This window comes from Synechococcus sp. JA-3-3Ab (assembly GCF_000013205.1).
Classification (GTDB): Bacteria; Cyanobacteriota; Cyanobacteriia; order Thermostichales; family Thermostichaceae; genus Thermostichus.
In genome coordinates, this window is the sequence record NC_007775.1 from 1968132 (window position 1) to 1986435 (window position 18304).

The 18304-nt window shown below is 62.9% G+C and carries 12 protein-coding genes; 9 read left to right on the forward strand and 3 right to left on the reverse strand.

Annotated elements, in window-relative coordinates:
• Positions 1 to 29: 29 nt before the first annotated feature.
• Complete coding sequence (gene fabZ / locus CYA_RS09225) at positions 30 to 530, forward strand: 3-hydroxyacyl-ACP dehydratase FabZ (RefSeq protein WP_011430776.1); 501 nt, start codon at positions 30 to 32, stop codon at positions 528 to 530.
• Positions 531 to 698: 168 nt separating this feature from the next.
• Here the strand turns inward: fabZ and tnpA are convergent, their stop codons facing one another.
• A complete protein-coding gene (tnpA, locus tag CYA_RS09230; RefSeq protein WP_011430777.1) occupies positions 699 to 1175 on the reverse strand; it encodes an IS200/IS605 family transposase in 477 nt (158 codons plus the stop codon).
• Here tnpA and CYA_RS09235 point away from each other — a divergent pair.
• The 3 genes from CYA_RS09235 (at position 1131) to lpxB (ending at position 4708) form a co-directional block, all read left to right on the forward strand.
• Positions 1131 to 2402, forward strand: coding sequence for an RNA-guided endonuclease InsQ/TnpB family protein (locus CYA_RS09235; protein ID WP_011430778.1), 1272 nt, complete (start codon positions 1131 to 1133; stop codon positions 2400 to 2402). The genes tnpA and CYA_RS09235 overlap by 45 nt on opposite strands.
• Positions 2403 to 2609: 207 nt before the next feature.
• Positions 2610 to 3521 carry an acyl-ACP--UDP-N-acetylglucosamine O-acyltransferase gene (gene lpxA, locus CYA_RS09240; protein ID WP_011430779.1) on the forward strand — a complete coding sequence of 304 codons (912 nt, stop codon included), beginning with the start codon at positions 2610 to 2612 and terminating at the stop codon, positions 3519 to 3521.
• The gene (gene lpxB / locus CYA_RS09245; RefSeq protein WP_011430780.1) at positions 3518 to 4708 is read left to right on the forward strand and encodes a lipid-A-disaccharide synthase; all 1191 of its coding nucleotides are present in this window, start codon (positions 3518 to 3520) and stop codon (positions 4706 to 4708) included. The genes lpxA and lpxB overlap by 4 nt, the downstream gene beginning before the upstream one ends.
• 2 nt (positions 4709 to 4710) lie before the next feature.
• Here the strand turns inward: lpxB and CYA_RS09250 are convergent, their stop codons facing one another.
• Positions 4711 to 5757: a DUF1611 domain-containing protein gene (locus CYA_RS09250; protein ID WP_011430781.1), complete on the reverse strand. Its 1047-nt coding sequence runs from the start codon at positions 5755 to 5757 to the stop codon at positions 4711 to 4713.
• Positions 5758 to 5761: 4 nt separating this feature from the next.
• Positions 5762 to 6811 carry a dipeptide epimerase gene (locus CYA_RS09255; RefSeq protein WP_011430782.1) on the reverse strand — a complete coding sequence of 350 codons (1050 nt, stop codon included), beginning with the start codon at positions 6809 to 6811 and terminating at the stop codon, positions 5762 to 5764.
• A 178-nt stretch (positions 6812 to 6989) separates the two neighbouring features.
• On the opposite strand from CYA_RS09255, the gene CYA_RS09260 reads away from it, so the two are divergent.
• The 5 genes from CYA_RS09260 (at position 6990) to CYA_RS15635 (ending at position 18301) form a co-directional block, all read left to right on the forward strand.
• Positions 6990 to 8627 (forward strand): acetolactate synthase large subunit, encoded by a 1638-nt coding sequence (locus CYA_RS09260; protein ID WP_011430783.1) that lies wholly within the window; start codon positions 6990 to 6992, stop codon positions 8625 to 8627.
• A 156-nt stretch (positions 8628 to 8783) separates the two neighbouring features.
• Positions 8784 to 10850: a GspE/PulE family protein gene (locus CYA_RS09265; protein ID WP_011430784.1), complete on the forward strand. Its 2067-nt coding sequence runs from the start codon at positions 8784 to 8786 to the stop codon at positions 10848 to 10850.
• Positions 10851 to 11010: 160 nt separating this feature from the next.
• On the forward strand, positions 11011 to 12153 hold the full coding sequence (locus tag CYA_RS09270; protein WP_099834829.1) for a type IV pilus twitching motility protein PilT: 1143 nt from the start codon (positions 11011 to 11013) through the stop codon (positions 12151 to 12153).
• A 160-nt stretch (positions 12154 to 12313) separates the two neighbouring features.
• A complete protein-coding gene (locus CYA_RS09275) occupies positions 12314 to 13540 on the forward strand; it encodes a type II secretion system F family protein (protein WP_011430786.1) in 1227 nt (408 codons plus the stop codon).
• A 51-nt stretch (positions 13541 to 13591) separates the two neighbouring features.
• On the forward strand, positions 13592 to 18301 hold the full coding sequence (locus tag CYA_RS15635) for an alpha-2-macroglobulin family protein (RefSeq protein WP_011430787.1): 4710 nt from the start codon (positions 13592 to 13594) through the stop codon (positions 18299 to 18301).
• The last annotated feature ends 3 nt before the right edge of the window (positions 18302 to 18304 follow it).

Here is an 18304-nt window from a genome sequence, read left to right on the forward strand (position 1 = left end):
CGGTTTGTCTTCTGGCTCTGTGGGTTACTATGTCCTCTGATGTCTCTCCTCCACCTCTTCTCTCGGCTGAAGCAGCTGCCCAGTTGGCAACCGCTCCCCCCGTCTTCACCACGGATCAAATCCTGGAGATCCTGCCCCATCGCTACCCTTTTTTGCTGGTGGATCGCGTGGTGGAGTATCAACCAGGGCAACGGGCGGTGGGCCTGAAAAACGTCACCTTCAACGAGCCCTTTTTCCAGGGGCACTTCCCCAACCGACCGATCATGCCCGGCGTTCTGATCGTCGAGGCCATGGCGCAGTTGGGGGGGATCGTGTTGACCAAGTTGCCGGATGTGGCTGGGCGGTTGGCTCTCTTTGCCGGCATCGATGGCGTTCGCTTCCGCCGCCCCGTGCTGCCGGGGGATCAGTTGCTGCTGTCAGCCAATTTGCTCACCATCCGGCAAAAACGCATCGGCAAGATGTTTTGTCGGGCCCAGGTGGGGGGACAGTTGGTGACCGAAGGGGAGCTGATGTTCTCCCTGGTGGATTGATGGGCCAACAGCGGCCAGCAGCGGGGCCTTTGGCGCTCCGCAACCGCGGGGCAAGTGGGGGGTGGCCATCTGTTTTCCCCATCAGAACCTCCGGGGTACTCCCGCCACAGCGCAGCTTGGCGGGTGGGGGATAGGCGGTGAGACGAAGGGGTTCAATGCCCCTGAGTCTCACAATCTGGGCGTTGCCTGCTGCTCAACATACTTCTTCAACTCCTCAACGGTGACCCCACCACAAGAGGCAACAAAATAGGCCCCTGTCCAAAATACAGGCTTGCTGTAGAACCGTGCCACCTCTGTGGCGAACTCTTTGCGAATCAACCGGCTGGAGACTGTTTTCAGGTTGTTCACCAGCTTCGAGACCTGAACATCCGGCGGAAAACTCACCAACAGATGCACATGATCCGCCTCACCGTTGAACTCCACCAAGGAACAGCACCACTTTTGGCAGGTCGCTCGAAATATATCTTCCAGCCTCTGCAACATTGGAGCAGTTATCACCCGACGACGGTACTTTGTCACCAGCACCAAGTGGATTTGTAGGCTGTAAACAGAACGATGGCCTATGTTGTAGCTCGTTGCGCTAAATGCTAGAACCGTCTCATGATTATCACCTACGAGTACCGGATCCTGCCCAGCGACGACCAAGCCGCTCTGATGACCGAGTGGCTGGAATTGTTGCGGCGGCAGTGGAACGACGCTCTGGGGCAGAGACTGGATTGGCTGACCGCAACCCGTTGTCCAATTGACCGCTGCAGCCTTGTCTCTTGTCCGTTGCCTGTGTCAGAAGCTCCGCTGGAGCCGAATTATTATCGGCAGGCGGGATCCCTCAAACAAATCAAGCAACTGTTCCCGGCCTACCGGGGCATTTACGCCGAGGTGCTGCAGCAAAACTTGATGCGGCTGGACAAGGCGTGGAAAGCGTGGCAGGTGCCGGATAGCACAGGCAAGCGGCGGGGGCGGCCCCGCTTCAAAAAAGCGGGGGAGTTGAGATCCTTCACATTCCCCCGCATCAATTGCCCCAAGGCGGGAGCGCATCTGGAAGGGGAGACTCTGCGGCTGAGCAAGATTGGCTCGCTGCCTGTGGTGCTGCACCGCCCCTTACCAGAGGGGTTTGTGCCCAAAACCTGCACAGTGGTGCGCAAGGCCGATGGGTGGTATGTCTGCATTACTTTGGAGGACAAAAGCGTTCCTCTCCCAGAGCCTGTGCCGATCAAAAAGGCGGTGGGCATTGATGTGGGATTGGATAGGTTTCTCACCACCAGCGATGGGGAGGTGGTGCCTATCCCGCGGTACTACCGCCAAGCTCAAAAGCACTTGGCCCGACAGCAGCGGCAACTGAGCCGCAAGGTGAAGGGATCCGCCAACTGGAAGAGACAAGCCACGAAAGTTGCTTGTTTGCAGTTGCACGTTGCCCGACAACGCAAAGCGTTCCACTACCAAGTGGCGCACTGGCTGGTGGGGCAATACGACCTGTTGGTGGTGGAGGATCTCAACGTCCGAGGGCTGGCACGGACTCGGTTGGCTAAATCGATTTTGGATGCGGCTTGGGGACGATTTCTTGACATTCTGACAGCAGTGGCGGTCAAACGCGGCAAACAGGTGTTGAGAGTGGATCCCCGTGGTACGTCCCAAAATTGTTGTGTTTGTGAGGAGCGTGTTCCCAAGGCCTTGTCGGAACGGGTGCATGATTGCCCCCGTTGCGGGTCGTGGGACAGAGACTTGAACGCTGCTATCGAGATTTTGAAGCGAGGACTCAGGGCGGTGGGACTGCCGCTCTCTGGCTGTGGAGGATCCTGGTTTACCAGTCCGTTGAAGCAGCAACTCCGGGAAGTGATTCCCGGAAGCTCCCGTCTACAGCCCGTCAGGGCTTAGCGGGAGAGGATGTCACCGAGGAGGAGCCCAGCGGAGGCAACTTGGCGTGGAAAGACCCTGCTAAAGTGTTGGGATAGGGGCATGTCAAGTGCTGCTTTCACCTCCCGGTCGGAGTTTCACAGCAGAGCGGTGGAGGATTGTGCCCTCCCCAAGCAAGCCCTAATCGCAGGGTTGGGAGCGTAGCTACATTTGCTGGCTAGGTTAGAAATGAGTTCGTTGGCTTCAGCGGGATCCACTCCCAACTCCTCTGTTCGGATTCATCCCACAGCGGTGATCCATCCGAAGGCTGAGTTGCACGAGACGGTACAAGTTGGCCCCTATGCGGTTATCGGCGAGCATGTGCGCATTGGCGCCCGTACGGTGGTGGGGGCCCACGTGGTGATCGATGGTTGGACAGATATTGGCGAGGACAACCAGATTTTTCCGGGGGCGGTGCTGGGCACGGAGCCTCAGGATCTGAAGTACAGCGGCGCGCCCTCTCAGCTGGTGATCGGCAAGGGCAACCGCATCCGCGAGTTCGTCACCATCAACCGAGCCACCAATGAAGGGGAAGCGACGGTGGTCGGCGATCACAACCTGCTGATGGCCTACGTCCACGTCGCCCACAACTGCGTCATCGAAAATCAGGTGGTGATCACCAACGCTGTCTCCCTGGCTGGCCACATTCACATTGAGTCGCAGGCGCGCATCGGCGGCATGGTCGGGCTCCACCAGTTTACCCGTGTGGGGCGCCTGGCTATGGTGGGGGCCATGAGCCGGGTGGATCGCGACGTGCCGCCTTACATGTTGGTGGAGGGGCACCCGGCCCGCATCCGGGGCCTTAACTTGGTGGGGTTGCGGCGAGCCAAGGGGATGGAGGGATCCCTGGCGGCCTTGCGGCAGGCCTACCGGCTGCTCTACCGTTCCGGTTTGCCCCTGGAAAAAGCGCTGCAAACGCTGCGGGAGAGTCTGCGAAGCGAGGGGGGCTCTAGCATCTTCTCCCTGCAGGGGAAAGAGCTGGTGGACGAGACGGGATCCCTGCTCCATCTGCTGCAATTTTTGGAAGATTCCCTTTCCCAACCCCAACGGCGCGGCCCTCTGCCGGCCTTGCGCCGCAGCAGAGAAGAGGACGACCTGTGAGCCATCTGTTTATCTGCACCGGAGAAGTCTCCGGGGATCTGCAGGCCGGCCATCTCATCCGCGAGTTGCTGCGCCAACGCCCGCACCTACGCATCACGGCAGTTGGGGGAGAGGAGATGGCCGCTGCGGGGGCCAATCTGTTGCACCGCACCACGGAGATCAGCTCTATCGGCATTCTGGAGGCTCTCCCCTTCGTCGGCCCTGCCCTATGGACGGAGTGGAAGATCCGCCGCTTCCTGGCGCAAGACCCGCCTGATTTGGCCATCCTGGTGGATTACATCGGCATCAATAGCCGCATCGCCCGCCTGTTGCAGCGGCGACGCATCCCTGCCGTTTACTACATTGCCCCCCAAGAATGGGTGTGGTCGCCCAACAGCCGCCTCACTTACCGGCTAGCCCAGCAGATGCGACTGATGGTGGCGATTTTCCCTGAAGAAGCCCGCTACTACGCCGCAGCAGGTGCCCAGGTTTGCTATGTGGGCCACCCCCTGCTGGATATTTTGGCGAGTGTACCCGGTCGCGCTCAGGCCAGGGCTGAGTTAGGGATCCCTGAGGAAGCGATGGTGGTGGCGCTGCTGCCGGCCTCCCGCCGCCAGGAGCTGCGCTCGGTTTTGCCCATCTTGCTCCAGGCAGCGCGGCTGTTGCGGGCTCGCCTGCCCCAGGTGCGGTTTTGGGCGCCGCTGGCCTCGCCCCGCTTTGCCGCCCCGATTGCCCGAGCCGCCCGCCGCTATGGGCTGGAGGATCTCACCCTTCTCTTGCCTCGCCCTTCGCCTCCGAAGGCGCATCACCTGCTGTTGGCGGCCGCCGACCTGGTGCTGGCCAAGTCGGGAACTGTCAACCTGGAGGCGGCCATTTTGGGGATCCCGCAGGTGGTGATCTACCGCCTCAACCCAATTACCTTTTGGCTGGCCCGCCATTGGCTGAAGGTGTCGGTGCCCTTTATGTCTCCCCCCAACTTGGTGCTGATGCGCCCCATTGTGCCGGAACTCCTCCAGGAGGAGGCCCAGCCAGAGCGAGTCGCCCAACTGGCCTTGGAGCTGCTGACTCGGCCCGAGCGCCGCACCCAACTGCAGGCCGACTATGCTGCTATGCGGGCAGCGCTGGGGGAGCCGGGAGTTTTGGCCCGCGCCGCCAAGGCCATCCTGGAAGTGCTCGACAGCGAAACTCGCCCTAAGGGAGATCCCTGAGGCTAGCCTGTCGAGAGAATGGCATCCAAGAGGGGATCCGCCCCAAAGCGCACCACGTCGGTACAGGGCCGCCCGGTCTCCACTTCCACCTGGCGGATCTGGGCCAGGGCGGCTTCCTCCTCCCAACCGAAGGTATTGAGGGCCACCCCCACCACCGGCACGGGGGCAAAGGCGCCGGCAGCTCTGGCCACCTGTTCGTACAGCTCGATGACCTTACGCAGGGGAGGGATGGGTACGTAGTCCATCCCTTTGATGTGGGTTTGCCCAGCTCGGTGGACCAAGATCAAGTGGGTGGGCTGGGATCCCCGCAACAGGGGCAGGGTTGCTGTAGAGGCGGGGTTGAGCAGGGATCCCTGGCCTTCGATGTGCAGGATGTCGTGGTCAAATCCATAGCGCAACACCAGTTGCTCCACAGCGCCGCTGGCATAGTCCACCCGCACCGCATCCAGGGGTATCCCATCGCCGCTGATGAGGATCCCGGTTTGTCCGGTGGCCAAAAAGCGGGAGCGCAGGCCGCGCTTCAGGCTGGCCCGGTGCAGCTCTAGGCTGGTGGACATTTTGCCCACGCTCATGTCGGTGCCCACCGTCAGTACCCGCCGACAGGGGAGAGAGCGAGCTAGGCCCCTCCCTACTCCCAGACCAGGGGGTTCGCGGCGAATGTCCCAGATCCAGGCTCCCGGCTGCAGCCACTGCCGCAACTGGGCATCTTCCGCTAGGGGGGTGTGCAGCCCGTTTGCTAAAGACAAGCCGGCTTGCAGGGCTTGGCAGAGCTCCTCCCGCCACTCAGGGGGCAACTGGCCGCCGGAAGGAGCGATCCCAATCACCAACACCTCGGGGCCGTAAACCAGCGCCTCTTGCACCGAGGCTACGATGGGAATGTCTTTGGCAATGCCCGTGAGTTGGGCCAGGGATCTCCCCGCCTGCTCCCGATCGATGACGGCCACCACTGGAAAAGGCCCATAGCGCAATAGCCCCAGCCCTGTTTTGCCGTGCTCCCCCAACAGGCCGCCGTGGAGCAGGATGGCCACCCGAGTTTGACTGGAGAGCATGGTCCTACTCCCGCAACTCCACCCCTAGGCCGGGTCGGTCGGTGGGGATGAGACAGCCCTCCTGCACCGAAGCCCCGGAAAAGGGATCGTCGATGAGATTGAGGTGGCTGTCTAAGTCCACGTAGTCCACCAGCGGCGCTAGGTGGGCCGCCGCCGTGTTGCCCAGGGCGGTGTTGCTGTAGCAGCCCAGCATCACCTGGAGCCCATAGGCTTTGGCGGTGTGGATCATGCGCCAGGCTTCGCTAAGGCCGCCGCACTTCATCAGCTTGATGTTGATGCCGTGCACCCGATCCACCAGGGCGGGAATATCGCGGCTGTCGAAACAACTCTCATCCACGAAGATGGGCAGCTTCGACTCGTGCCAGAGGGTGATCAGCTTCGCCTCCTGTCCCCTCTCCAAGGGCTGCTCCAGGTAGCTCACCCCCTGCCCCGCCAGCCAATTGCTCATGCTCAGGGTTTGCTCCACCGTCCAAGCGCCGTTGGCATCCACTGTAATCAGGGATCCCAGCGGGATCACCTCTTGTACAGCAATCAGCATGTTCTGATCCGCCATCAGCCCCAAGTCGCTGCCCAGCTTGATCTTGAAGGCCCGCGCTTGGGTCTGTTCCATCCAGGCCAAGGCACGCTGGCGGGCCGCCTGAGGGGTGGAAATGCCAATGGTCAAAGTGGTGGGCGGGATGCGGGAGCGATCCAGCCCCCACAACTGCCACAGGGGCCTCCCCAGCCGTTTGCCCATCCAATCGTGCAGGGCCATATCCACCGCTGCCCGCGCTGCCGAAGGGATCCCGGCCCGCAGCAGTTCTGCCTCGATTGGCTGGCGCTCCCAGGGGGAATGGCGGCGCAGGATCCCTTTGGCCACGTCCAAGCCCATCAGGATGTCGTCCAGAGACTGGTGGCAATCGTCGCTCACCGAAAAAGGGCAAGCCTCTCCCCACCCTTCAATTCCCTCCTCCTCAATTCGCACCCAAGCCAAGGTTGTATCGCTGTGGGTACCTCGGCTGATGGTCAAGGCGTAGCGCTTGTGAACGGTGAAAGGTTCGACGTAGAGCCGCATGGGCATCTCCAGAAGAAGAAGCTTGGAGGGGCAATTGGGCCTGGGCCGTCCCTTTGAGCTTAGCTTGGTTCCCAGCCCAGCCTGCCCCCGTCCCCAAGCCCAGAAAACAAGTTATCCCTTGCCCCGTCCGCCGTCTATGGTGGGATCCAGATCCACCGTTCTCCATACCCTTGCCACCATGAATACCGCCGAACTGCTGGTTCGCTGCCTGGAAAATGAGGGGGTGCAGTACATCTTCGGCGTTCCTGGCGAAGAAAACCTGGAAGTCCTGCAAGCCCTGCGCCGCTCCTCAATTCGCTTTATCACCACCCGCCACGAACAGGGGGCCGCCTTCATGGCCGATGTCTATGGCCGGCTGACGGGCAGAGCGGGGGTGTGTCTCTCCACCTTGGGGCCGGGCGCCACCAACCTGATGACCGGAGTTGCCGATGCCAACCTGGACGGAGCACCCCTAGTGGCCATCACCGGCCAAGTCGGCACCGACCGCATGCACATCGAATCCCATCAATACCTGGATTTGGTGGCCATGTTTGCCCCCGTCACCAAGTGGAATGCCCAGATCGTGCGCCCCAGCATCACCCCGGAGATCGTGCGCAAGGCTTTCAAATTGGCCCAAACCGAGAAGCCGGGAGCCGTCCACATCGACTTGCCGGAAAACATTGCCGCCATGGAAGCCAGCGGCACTCCCTTGAGGAGAGATCGCCTGGACAAAACCTACGCTTCCTATCAAAGCCTGAACGAAGCGGCCTCCCTGATCTCCCGCGCCCGCAACCCCTTGATTTTGGCCGGCAATGGAGCCATTCGCGCCCAAGCCAGCAGCGCCCTCACGGAATTTGCCACCCGCTTGAACATCCCCGTGGTCAACACCTTCATGGGCAAAGGAGTGATCCCCTACACCCACCCCTTGTCCTTGTGGGCCGTTGGCCTACAGCAGCGGGATCTGATCAGTTGTGGCTTCGACCGCACCGATCTGCTGATCGCCGTCGGCTACGACCTCATCGAATACTCCCCCAAGAAATGGAACCCCGACGGCACCATCCCCATCGTTCACATCGCCGCCCTGCCGGCTGAAATCGACAGCAGCTACATCCCGCAAGTAGAGGTGGTGGGAGACATTTCCGACTCCCTGATGGAGATCCTGCGCCGCTGCGATCGCACGGGCAAGCCGGATCCCTATGGCATCAGCCTGCGGCAGAACATCGTCCGCGAGTACACCTGCTATGCCCAGGATCAGAGCTACCCGATCAAGCCCCAAAAGCTGATCTACGACCTGCGCCAAGTCCTGGAACCCGAAGACATCGTCATCTCCGATGTCGGCGCCCACAAAATGTGGATGGCCCGCCTCTACCACTGTGACAAACCCAACACCTGTCTCATCTCCAACGGCTTTGCCGCCATGGGCATCGCCATTCCGGGGGCCTTGGCCGCCAAACTGGTGCATCCTGACCGGCGCGTTGTGGCCGTGACCGGAGATGGGGGGTTCATGATGAACTGCCAAGAGCTGGAAACTGCCCTCAGGGTGGGCACCCCCTTTGTCACCCTCATCTTCAACGATGGCGGCTATGGGCTGATCGAGTGGAAGCAACACAACCAGTATGGCGAGGCTGCTTTCGTCAAGTTCGGCAATCCAGACTTCGTTAAGCTGGCGGAGAGCATGGGCCTCAAGGGCTACCGCGTCGAAAAGGCTGCCGACCTGATCCCCATCCTGAAGCAGGCCCTCGAGCAGCCGGTGCCCACCCTCATCGACTGCCCTGTCGATTACGGCGAAAATCTTTACTTGACCCAGCGGTCGCAAGCGCTGGTCTGCGAGACTTAGGGGACGAGATGGATGTGAATGCGAGATTTGAGCCGAGTTGGGGCATAGTAAGCCCAGGGTTGGCGGCCTCTGGGCAGTCCAGACTTATGTATCTTTACCGTTGACCCTTAGCAGCCAAGTGCAGTGAAATAGAGGCATTGTGGGTGACCCGCCAGCATGAGCGATCTTCCTTCCCCTCCCTTTACCTCGCGCCGCGCCGGCGCTGCCAGCAAAGCCCTGGCCATTGCCAACGTCAGCATCACTCCTTTCGGCCGCAAGCTCAAAGAGCTGGGCTTTGCCGACGATAAGCAAATCCAGGACATCCAAAACGCCCTCAAAGCCGATCGCGAAGGGGGCAGCAAGGCCCTAGCCCTGGTGGTCAAAGAGATTGTCGGCAAAGAGATCACCCCTGACCTGGAGCGGGCCTACAAGCGGCAGCAGCTCTTTGAGCTGAAAATCATCTACGGGATCCCCCCCCTCGACATCGATTTGGAGCCGGTGGAGATCTCGGAGATGATCGGGCTCATCGACTCGCTCTTGCCTCTCGACATCTGCAACCGCTACAAGTTCTTGCCCATCCGCCGCCAAGACAACCAAGTGCTGGTGGCGATGGTCAGGCCGGACAACCTGCAGGCGCTGGACGACATCCAGCGGCGCTTCCGCATCCAGGGGCTGAAGCTGCAGCGGCGGGTCTTCACCCAGCGGGATTTCGACGCCCTGATCAACCGCTACATGGATGCCCAGGCGGAGCTGCTGGCCATCAAGGGCATCAACGACGCGGCTGCCCCTGTCCAAGAGGAAGAAGAGGTGGTGGTCAACATCGCCGAGCTCGATCTGGACAGCATCGAGGATGTCGCCGTCGATGAGGCTGGCGAGGGATCCCTGGAGCAGCAGGTCAAATCGGCAGATGATGCCCCGATTATTAAACTGTCCAACCAGATCCTGGTCAAGGCCCTGCAGGACGGGGCGTCGGACATCCACATCGAGCCACAAGAAGAATACCTGCGCATCCGCTTCCGCAAGGATGGGGTGCTGCGGCAGGCTTTTGAAAACTTTCCCAAGAAGATCGTCCCTGCCCTCACCGCTCGCTTCAAGATCATGTCCAACCTGAACATTGCCGAGCGGCGCTTGCCCCAGGACGGGCGGATTCGCCGCGTCTTCAAGGGGCGCAAGGTGGATTTCCGCGTCAGCACCCTGCCCTCCCGCTACGGGGAGAAGATCGTGCTGCGGATTCTGGACAACTCCGCCACCCAGCTCGGCCTGGACAAGCTGATCACCGACCCAGAGACCCTGGCCAGCTTCAAGGAGGTTGTCAGGCGACCCTTTGGCCTGATCTTGGTAACCGGGCCCACCGGATCCGGGAAAACCACCACCCTCTACTCGGCGCTGGCAGAAGTGAACGATCCCGGCATCAACATCAGCACCGCCGAGGATCCCATCGAATACTCCCTGCCGGGGATCACCCAGGTGCAGGTGATCCGCGAAAAGGGCATGGACTTTGCCATGATCCTGCGCGCTTTCTTGCGGCAAGACCCGGATGTGATCCTGGTGGGGGAAACCCGCGACCACGAGACGGCCAAAACCGCCATCGAAGCCTCCCTCACCGGCCACCTGGTGTTGACCACCCTGCACACCAACGATGCCCCCGGTGCCATCGCCCGTCTGACGGAGATGGGGATCGAGCCGTTCATGATCTCCAGCTCGCTGTTGGGGGTGCTGGCCCAGCGCTTGATGCGTCGGGTATGTACCGAGTGTCGGATCCCGTACCACCCCACATCCGAGGAGTTGGCCCGCTATGGCCTCAGCCTCAGCGGCGACGGCGAACAGCTCACCTTCTACAAAGCCAACAAGCTCTCCCCCAAAGAGATCGAGCAGCGCAAAGCCACCGGCAAGCCCATCTGCGAGAAATGTGGGGGCGTGGGCTACAAAGGCCGCGTGGGGGTGTACGAGTTCATGCGCATGAACGACCGCCTGGCCGAGTTGATCAACAAGGGGGCTCCCACGGAGGTCATCAAGGAAGCCGCTGTCGAAAGCGGCATGAAAACCCTGCTCGCCTACAGCTTGATGCTGGTAAAGCAGGGCCTGACCACGCTGGAGGAGGTAGATCGGGTTATCCTCACCGACAAGGGTTTGGAAACGGAGCTGAAGGCCCGTGCCAAGGCCCTTAGCACCTGCCGCAACTGTGGCGCCGCCCTGCAGGTAGACTGGATGGATTGCCCCTACTGCCTGACGCCGAAGTTTTAGGCAAGGCGCCTGGCTCTTGACGCCGCCAAGGTGCTGATTATAACAGTCCTATACGAGTCCTGGAGGGTTGCCTCTAGCCCGGCTTTAGAAGGGTTTTTCATCGACAACTCCTAGGTCGAACCCAGCCTGACTCAGCTTACCGATTGGAGACACCAGCCCTATGCCACAACTCATGATCGAAGACCTGATGGAAGAAATCGTCCGCAGGGGCGGTTCTGACATCCACATCTCAGCCGGTTTGCCCCCCTATTTCCGCATCAATGGCGAACTCCAGCCAACCGAGCACGAGCCCCTCACCCCTGAGGAGGTGCAGCGGCTCATTTTCAGCATGTTGAACAACACCCAGCGCAAACACCTGGAGCAGAACTGGGAGTTGGACTGCTCCTACGGCGTGCGCGGGATCGGGCGCTTCCGCGTCAACGTCTACCGGGATCGCGGCACCTACGCCTGCGCCATGCGGGCGCTGGCCTCTGAGATCCCCAACATCGACAAGCTGGGCCTGCCGGATGTGTGTAAGGAGATGGCCCGTCTGCCTCGGGGCCTGGTGTTGGTGACCGGCCCGACGGGATCCGGCAAGTCCACCACTTTGGCCGCTATCATCGACTTCATCAACCGCGAGCGGGCCGAGCACATCCTCACCATCGAGGATCCCATCGAGTACATCTACACTCCCATCCGCAGCATCATCCACCAGCGGCAGTTGGGCGAAGACACCAAGAGCTTTGCCAATGCCCTGCGGGCGGCGATGCGGGAAGATCCGGATGTGATCCTGATCGGGGAGATGCGGGATCTGGAAACCATCCAGTTGGCCATCACCGCCGCCGAGACCGGCCACCTCTGCTTTGCCACGGTCCACACCAGCTCTGCCGCCCAGACGGTGGATCGCCTGGTGGACGTGTTCCCGCCGGAGCAGCAGCAGCAGATCCGCGTGCAGCTCTCCAACTCCCTCAAGGCCGTCTTCTCGCAAACTTTGGCCCGCCGCCTCAACCCCAAGCCGGGAGAGCCCGGGCGGGTGCTGGTGCAAGAGATCATGGTGGTGACGCCGGCCATTGCCAACCTGATTCGGGAGGGCAAGACCGCCCAGATCTACTCGGCCATCCAGACGGGCGGCAAGCAGGGCATGAAGACCCTGGAGCAGGATCTGGCCAACCTCTACCTGCAGGGCAAGATCGACTTCGAGACGGCCATGTCCAAGACCTCTCGCCCTGAGGAGTTGCAGCGGCTGTTGGGCAACGTTGCCGGGCCCTCGCCAGCCGCGGCAGCTCAACACCAGCGTCCAGCGGGGGTTGCCGTCCGTCGTTGAGCCGCAGCGCCGCGTCCCGGGGTGAGGTCTTCTTGCCGATCTCTGGCCGCCGCCTCAATTTGTGGCTAAGCTCTAGCTGAGAAAGTTAGTTGCCCAAAGTTCGGGGGCTGGATCCCACAACTCGAACCCTCTCATCATGAGTTTGAATCGGGGGTAAGCTATGCCGCGCTACAAGGTTCGGGGGTTAAAGGCCGGTCAGCCGGTACGCCTGACGGTGGTGGCCAACAACTTGACCGAGGCGCGTGCACGGCTGCGCCGAGAGGGCGTTTTTGCCAAGCCAGAGGACATTCAGGAAGAAAAGCCCTTTTTCTCGCTGGAGACCTCTTTTGATTTCTCGATGCTGGGATCCATCGACATTCGGGACAAGGCGGTGTTCTCGCGGCAATTTGCTGCCCTGATCAACGCCGGCGTGTCGATGGTGCGCTCCCTCACCATTATGGAGGAGCAAACCGGCAACCCCAAGCTCAAAAAATACCTGCGGGCGATTCGGGCGGAAGTGGAGGCGGGGAAAAACCTGTCCGATTCCATCCGCCCCTATCCGGATGCCTTTGACGGCCTCTACTGCAGCATGGTGCAGGCGGGGGAGGTGGGCGGCGTGCTCGACGAGGTGCTCAACCGCCTGGCCAAGCTGCTGGAGGACATGGATCGCCTGCAGAAGCAGATCAAGTCAGCCATGACCTACCCGGTGGTGGTGACGATCTTGGCTGTCTTGATTTTCTTGGGCATGGTGCTGTTCATCTTGCCCACGTTTGAGAGCATCTACAACGACTTGGGGGGTGAGCTGCCCGCCTTTACCCAGTTTTTCATCAACATCAGCAAGTTCCTGCGCACGCCCCAGTACAGCTTGGGCCTGGTGGGCTTTCTGGTGGCGGTCTTCTTTGCCTTCCGCCGCTTTTATCGCACCCCCGCCGGCAAGGAGACCATCGACGCGCTGGCCCTCAAGCTGCCCATTTTCGGGGATCTGATCCAGAAGTCGGCGGTGGCCCGTTTTTGCCGCACCTTTGGGGCCTTGACCCGCTCTGGGGTGCCGGTGCTGACTTCGTTGGAAATTGTGCGCGACACTTCCGGCAACCAGGTGGTGGCCAACGCCATCGACGCCGCCCGCCAATCCATCTCGGAAGGGGGCCAGATCGCCCCGGCCCTGGATAAGGCCAAGGTCTTCCCGATCATGGCCATCCAGATGATCAGCGTGGGCGAAGAGACGGGGGAGCTGGATGCCATGCTGATGAAGACGGCGGACTTCTACGAGCTGGAGGTGGAGGAGGCGGTGCGCGCCCTCACCAGCCTGCTGGAGCCGCTGATGATCGTGATCTTGGGGGGGATGGTGGGCTGCATCATCGTGGCCATGTACCTGCCGATGTTCAACGTGTTCGAGCTGGTGAAGTAGCGACCCCGTCCCCAGGGCAACCAGGACACATAGGGAGGAGGAAGGGATCCCATGCTGCGGCGCTGGTTGGTGGCCCTGGGGGTGTTCTTGGCCGTGGGGCTGGCGGTTTTGCTGTCGGAGCCGCCGACGGGATCCCTGACGGGGCGGGTGGAGCTGCCGGCAGGGGTGGCGCCGGGGAACGTCCAGGTGATTGCCGCCGGCCCGGTGAGCCGCAGCGTCAGCCCGTCTGCGGAGGGCGAGTATCGCTTGGATCAATTGCCCGTTGGGGAATACCGGGTGACGGTGCGGGGATCCGGCCTGGAAACCGTCTTCAGCGAGAGGCCTGTGCAGGTGCGGGAAGGGTCAGTAGCTTCTGCTCCTCTCCTGCGCCCGCAGCTTCTGCCCCCCAGCCTCTACCTCTACAGCACCAGCCAGGTGTTCACGACCGCCGAGCCGGCGCGGCTGGAGTGGAGGGCCAGTGGCTTGAGGGCGGTGCAGTTTGCCGTTTACCGCTTTTCCCTGGCCGATCTGGAGGGATCCCCTCGCTTGCGGAATTTGGCCCTCGGCTACGGATCCCTGGATCCGGATTTGTATTCCACCCTGCGAGGAGAGCTGCTGCGCCGTTGGCAGCAGCCGCTGGGGGGAGAAGAGGTGACCCGCACCTTGGATCTGGGGATCCTGCCGCCGGGGGCCTACTGGCTGGAGGCGGAAGGACAGGAGCCGCTGAACCCGAGTGCACCTTTGCCCCGTTCTGAGGAGTGGCTTTTGGTAAGCGACCTGGGCCTAATCCAGAAACAGGATGCCAGCCAGTTGGTGGTGCAGGCGGTGCATTTGCAGGAATTGCGTCCTCTGCCGGGGATCCAGATCCAAGTTTTTGGGGAGTGGGGGGATCCCTTGACGGCCACCACCGACGAGGAGGGGCTGGCCCAGTTTAGCTTGCCGGCGGGGGAGAGATCCTCGTTGGTGGTCTATGGCCGCAGCGCCGACAACACGTTGCAGGTTTTGTCCCGCAGCTACACCTACGGCTGGAACCAGCCGTACCGCATCTACGCCTACCCAGACCGCCCCCTCTACCGCCCCGGCCAGACGGTCTATTTTCGCGCCCTGGTGCGGGAGCAAGGCCGCCTCACCCCGCCCCCGGCAGGCCAGCCGCTGCAAGTAACCCTCGCCGCTCCCAACGGCGATGTGCTGGAGGAGCAGACCCTGGCCACCAACGCTTTCGGCAGCGTCCACGGGCAGTTTCAATTGCCGGAAGAAACCCCCCTGGGCAGCTACAGCCTAGAGTGGCAGTTCCAGGGATCCAGCCGCGAGTCCACCGACTTTGGGGTGGCAGCCTACCGCAAACCGGAGTTTGAGGTGACGGTGGTGCCCGACCGGCCTTGGCTGGTGCGGGGGGGATCCCTGAAGGTGCAGGTGGAGGCCGAGTATCTTTTCGGCGCGCCGGTGGCCGCTGCCCAGCTCCGCTACCGAGTTTACAGCAGCCCCGACTGGAGCCTGCGCTACGGGCTGTTGCCCCGTTCTGCGGCAGAAGACTATTTTGCCAATGACCTGGGAGAGGAACCGGCCTACTACGGCGGCTACGGGCGGCTGGTGGCGGAAGGGGAAGGGGTGACAGATGCTCAGGGACGGGCCGAGTTGCGCCTGGAGCGCCTGTTGGCGGATCTGGACTGGGAGGAAGACAGCTACTGGGGCCCGCAGGAGGTGCAGCAGTTGCGCATTGAGGTGGAGGTGACCGATATCAGCCGCCGCAGCGTGACCGGGGCGGCGCGGGCCTGGGTGACAGCCGGCGAATTGGCCCTCTTTGCCGCAGCCGATCGCCACCTGCCCGCGCCGGGGGACGTCGTCACCTACCGGCTGCAAGCCCGCGACTACGATGGCCGCCCCGTCAGCACCGCCGGGGAGCTGAGCCTGGAGCGCTGGCGCTGGGATCCCAAGAGCAGCACCTACCAACGGCAAGGTACCCTGCTGCGGCAGCCTTTTCAGATCGTCAACGGGGAGGGCAGCCTCACCCTCAGCTTGCCCGCCGACCTGGAGCCGGGAGACTACCGGGTGCGGTTGACGGCATGGGATCCCCGCCGCCGTCGCGTGCAGGAGGTCGCCTCTCTCTGGGTGGTGGAGCCGGGCAGCCCCCTGCAAAGCTGGGGATCCCTGCCCAGCCTGGAGGTGGTGGCGGATCGCCAGATCTACGAAGTGGGGGAAGAGGCCCAGATCCTGATCGCCTCGCCGCTGCCGGATCTGCCGGTGCTGGTGGGCCTGGAGGGATCCCGGCTGCACCAGGTACAACTGCTGCGCCTGCAGGGGCATACGGCCACCCTGCGCCTGCCCATCCGGGAGGAGTATCGCCCCAACCTCTACGTCACCGCCACTGTCGTTGGCCCAGAGCGGCGGCTGTACCAGAACGAGGCGCTGCTGCGGGTCTCGCCGCTGGATCGCTTTTTGCAGGTGGAGCTGCAGACGGATAAGCCCACCTACCAGCCGGGGGAGACGGCCCGAATTCAAATCCGCACCCGCAATGCCCAAGGGCAGCCGGTCAGCGCCGAGGTGGGGCTGGGGATCGTGGACAATGCCCTCTACCTGCTCCGGCCCGACTTTACCCCCGATATCCGCCGCTTCTTCTACGGGCGCCAGGACAACCAAGTCACCACCACCACCTCTTTCCCGCAACAATATCCCGGCGGCGCCGACAAGCTGGCCGGCCAAGTGCGGGAAGACTTTCGCGATACCGCCGCCTGGTTCCCGGATCTGGTTACCGACGCCGATGGCCTGGCTCAGGTGCAGGTGCGCTGGCCCGACAACCTCACCACCTGGCGCTTGACCGCCCGTGCTGCCACTGCCGACACCCAGGTGGGATCCGCTCTTGCCACAGTCTCGGTTAGCAAAGACCTGTTGGTGCGCTTGGCAGCTCCCCGCTTTTTCCGGGTGGGGGATCAACTCACCTTGGCCGCTGTTGTGCAAAATCGCACCACAAAAGCCCAGGCGGTGGAGGTGGGGCTGGAAGTGCCCGCCAACTTGGCGTTGCAAGGCCCGGATCGACAACGCCTTACCGTGCCGGCCCAGAGGGCGGAGCGGGTGGAATGGCCCCTGCGGGTGCTGGGGGCCGGCGAGACCCCCCTGCGGGTTTGGGCACAAGGGGAGGGGCTGCAGGATGCGCTGCAACTGCGGATCCCCAGTCAGCCCTTAGGGGCAGTGCACCGCTTCTTCCAAACGGGGCGGCTGCAGGAGGATGGCCTTGAGCTGCCTTTGGATTGGCCGGCCACCTGGGTGCCGGGATCCCGACACCTGCATCTGGAACTGGCCGCCAGCCCCGCAGCGGAGCTGTTGGGGCCCTTGGACTACCTGGTGCAGTTCCCCTACGGTTGCACCGAGCAGACTTTGAGCCGCTTTTTGCCCGCCTTGGCGGTGGCCCAGGCCGGCGAGCAGTTGGGCCTCAGCTTGCGCTTGCCCACCCTGGAGCGGCTGCCGCGGGTGGTTCGGGCCGGCCTGCAGCGGCTGGAGGAATCCCAGAACTACGACGGCGGCTGGGGCTGGTGGGCCTACGACACCAGCAACCCCTACCTGACCGCCTACATCCTGCAGGGCTATCATCTCGCCCAGGCCGCCGGCTACGCCCTCAAGGAGTGGCGGGTGCGGCGGGCTTTGGAGTATCTGGCTGGGCAGCCGTTCCAACGCCTCTCCCCCGATCTGCGGGCCTTTGTGGCCTACAGCCTGGCCCTCTGGGATCCGGCGCTGGTGACTGCCGAGCTGCCGCCGCCGCCGCAGCTTTCCACCTTTGGCCTGGCCTACCGCGGCCTGGCCGCCCTGCAACGGGGCCAGCGGGATCTCGCCCAGGCGGCTCTGGAGGAAGGTCTGCAACGGCGACAAAGGGATCCCCAGGGCCGCTGGTTTATTCCTGCCGCCTCCGCTCCGCCAGCCGGGGAACGCCCCACCTACGACGACCTGGAGGTGGCCGGGCCCCTCCTGCAACTGGCCGTGCGCCTCCAGGATGGCCGCGCCGGGGAGATCGCCACCGCCCTTCTCCAGCAACGGCAGGACAACCGCTGGCGCACCACCAAAGCCACCGCCGACGCCCTCCTGGGCCTAGTGGCCCACTACCAAGCCCAGCAACAGCAACAGCCTGGCCCCCGCCAGGTGCGGGTGCAAGATGGGGTAAGCGGGGCGCAACTGGCCCAGTGGCAGGCCGGTCCTCAGGATCCTCGCCAGGTGCTGGACTGGGACGACGCCGAAGTGAGTAACCTGCGCCGCCTGCGCCTGGAAAAATCCGGCCCCGGCCCCCTCTACTACAGCCTGCGGGGAGAGGCCTTTCTGCCGGAGCTGCCGCCCCCCGACAGCCAGGGCTTCACGGTGAGCCGCCGCTACTTCCGCCTACAGCCCCAGCCCCAAGCCAATGGCGAGATCCGCTACCGGGAACAGCTCCTGCGCCCCGGCGAGGCGGTGCGGGCGGGCGAGGTGCTCCTGGCCCGGCTGACGGTGGAAGCTGAGCGGGATAGCCACTACGTGGTGATCGAGGATCCCTTGCCCAGCGGCGCCGAGATCACCTCCCGGGATCCGCGAGGGCTTGCCGCCGACTACTGGTGGGACTGGTTTTGGGCCCATCAAGAGAACCGGGACGACCGGGTGGCCTTCTTCAGCACCGAGCTCAAGCGGGGCCGCCACGAGTTCGTCTACCTCTTCCGTCCCGAGATCCCTGGCCAATTCCAGGTGGCCCCTGCCCTTGTCGAGGAGATGTACGATCCCAGCCGCTATGGCCGCAGCGCTGGCCAGGCGCTCAAAGTCCTGCCCTGAGCT

Excerpts from the sequence above, each read along its gene's own strand:
- CYA_RS15635 (WP_011430787.1), top strand. The coding sequence starts at position 13,592 with ATGCTGCGGCGCTGGTTGGTGGCCCTGGGGGTGTTCTTGGCCGTGGGG.
- CYA_RS09265 (WP_011430784.1), top strand. The coding sequence starts at position 8,784 with ATGAGCGATCTTCCTTCCCCTCCCTTTACCTCGCGCCGCGCCGGCGCT.
- CYA_RS09235 (WP_011430778.1), top strand. The coding sequence starts at position 1,131 with ATGATTATCACCTACGAGTACCGGATCCTGCCCAGCGACGACCAAGCC.
- CYA_RS09255 (WP_011430782.1), bottom strand. The coding sequence starts at position 6,811 with ATGCGGCTCTACGTCGAACCTTTCACCGTTCACAAGCGCTACGCCTTG.
- fabZ (WP_011430776.1), top strand. The coding sequence starts at position 30 with ATGTCCTCTGATGTCTCTCCTCCACCTCTTCTCTCGGCTGAAGCAGCT.
- lpxA (WP_011430779.1), top strand. The coding sequence starts at position 2,610 with ATGAGTTCGTTGGCTTCAGCGGGATCCACTCCCAACTCCTCTGTTCGG.
- CYA_RS09250 (WP_011430781.1), bottom strand. The coding sequence starts at position 5,757 with ATGCTCTCCAGTCAAACTCGGGTGGCCATCCTGCTCCACGGCGGCCTG.
- CYA_RS09275 (WP_011430786.1), top strand. The coding sequence starts at position 12,314 with ATGCCGCGCTACAAGGTTCGGGGGTTAAAGGCCGGTCAGCCGGTACGC.
- CYA_RS09260 (WP_011430783.1), top strand. The coding sequence starts at position 6,990 with ATGAATACCGCCGAACTGCTGGTTCGCTGCCTGGAAAATGAGGGGGTG.
- CYA_RS09270 (WP_099834829.1), top strand. The coding sequence starts at position 11,011 with ATGCCACAACTCATGATCGAAGACCTGATGGAAGAAATCGTCCGCAGG.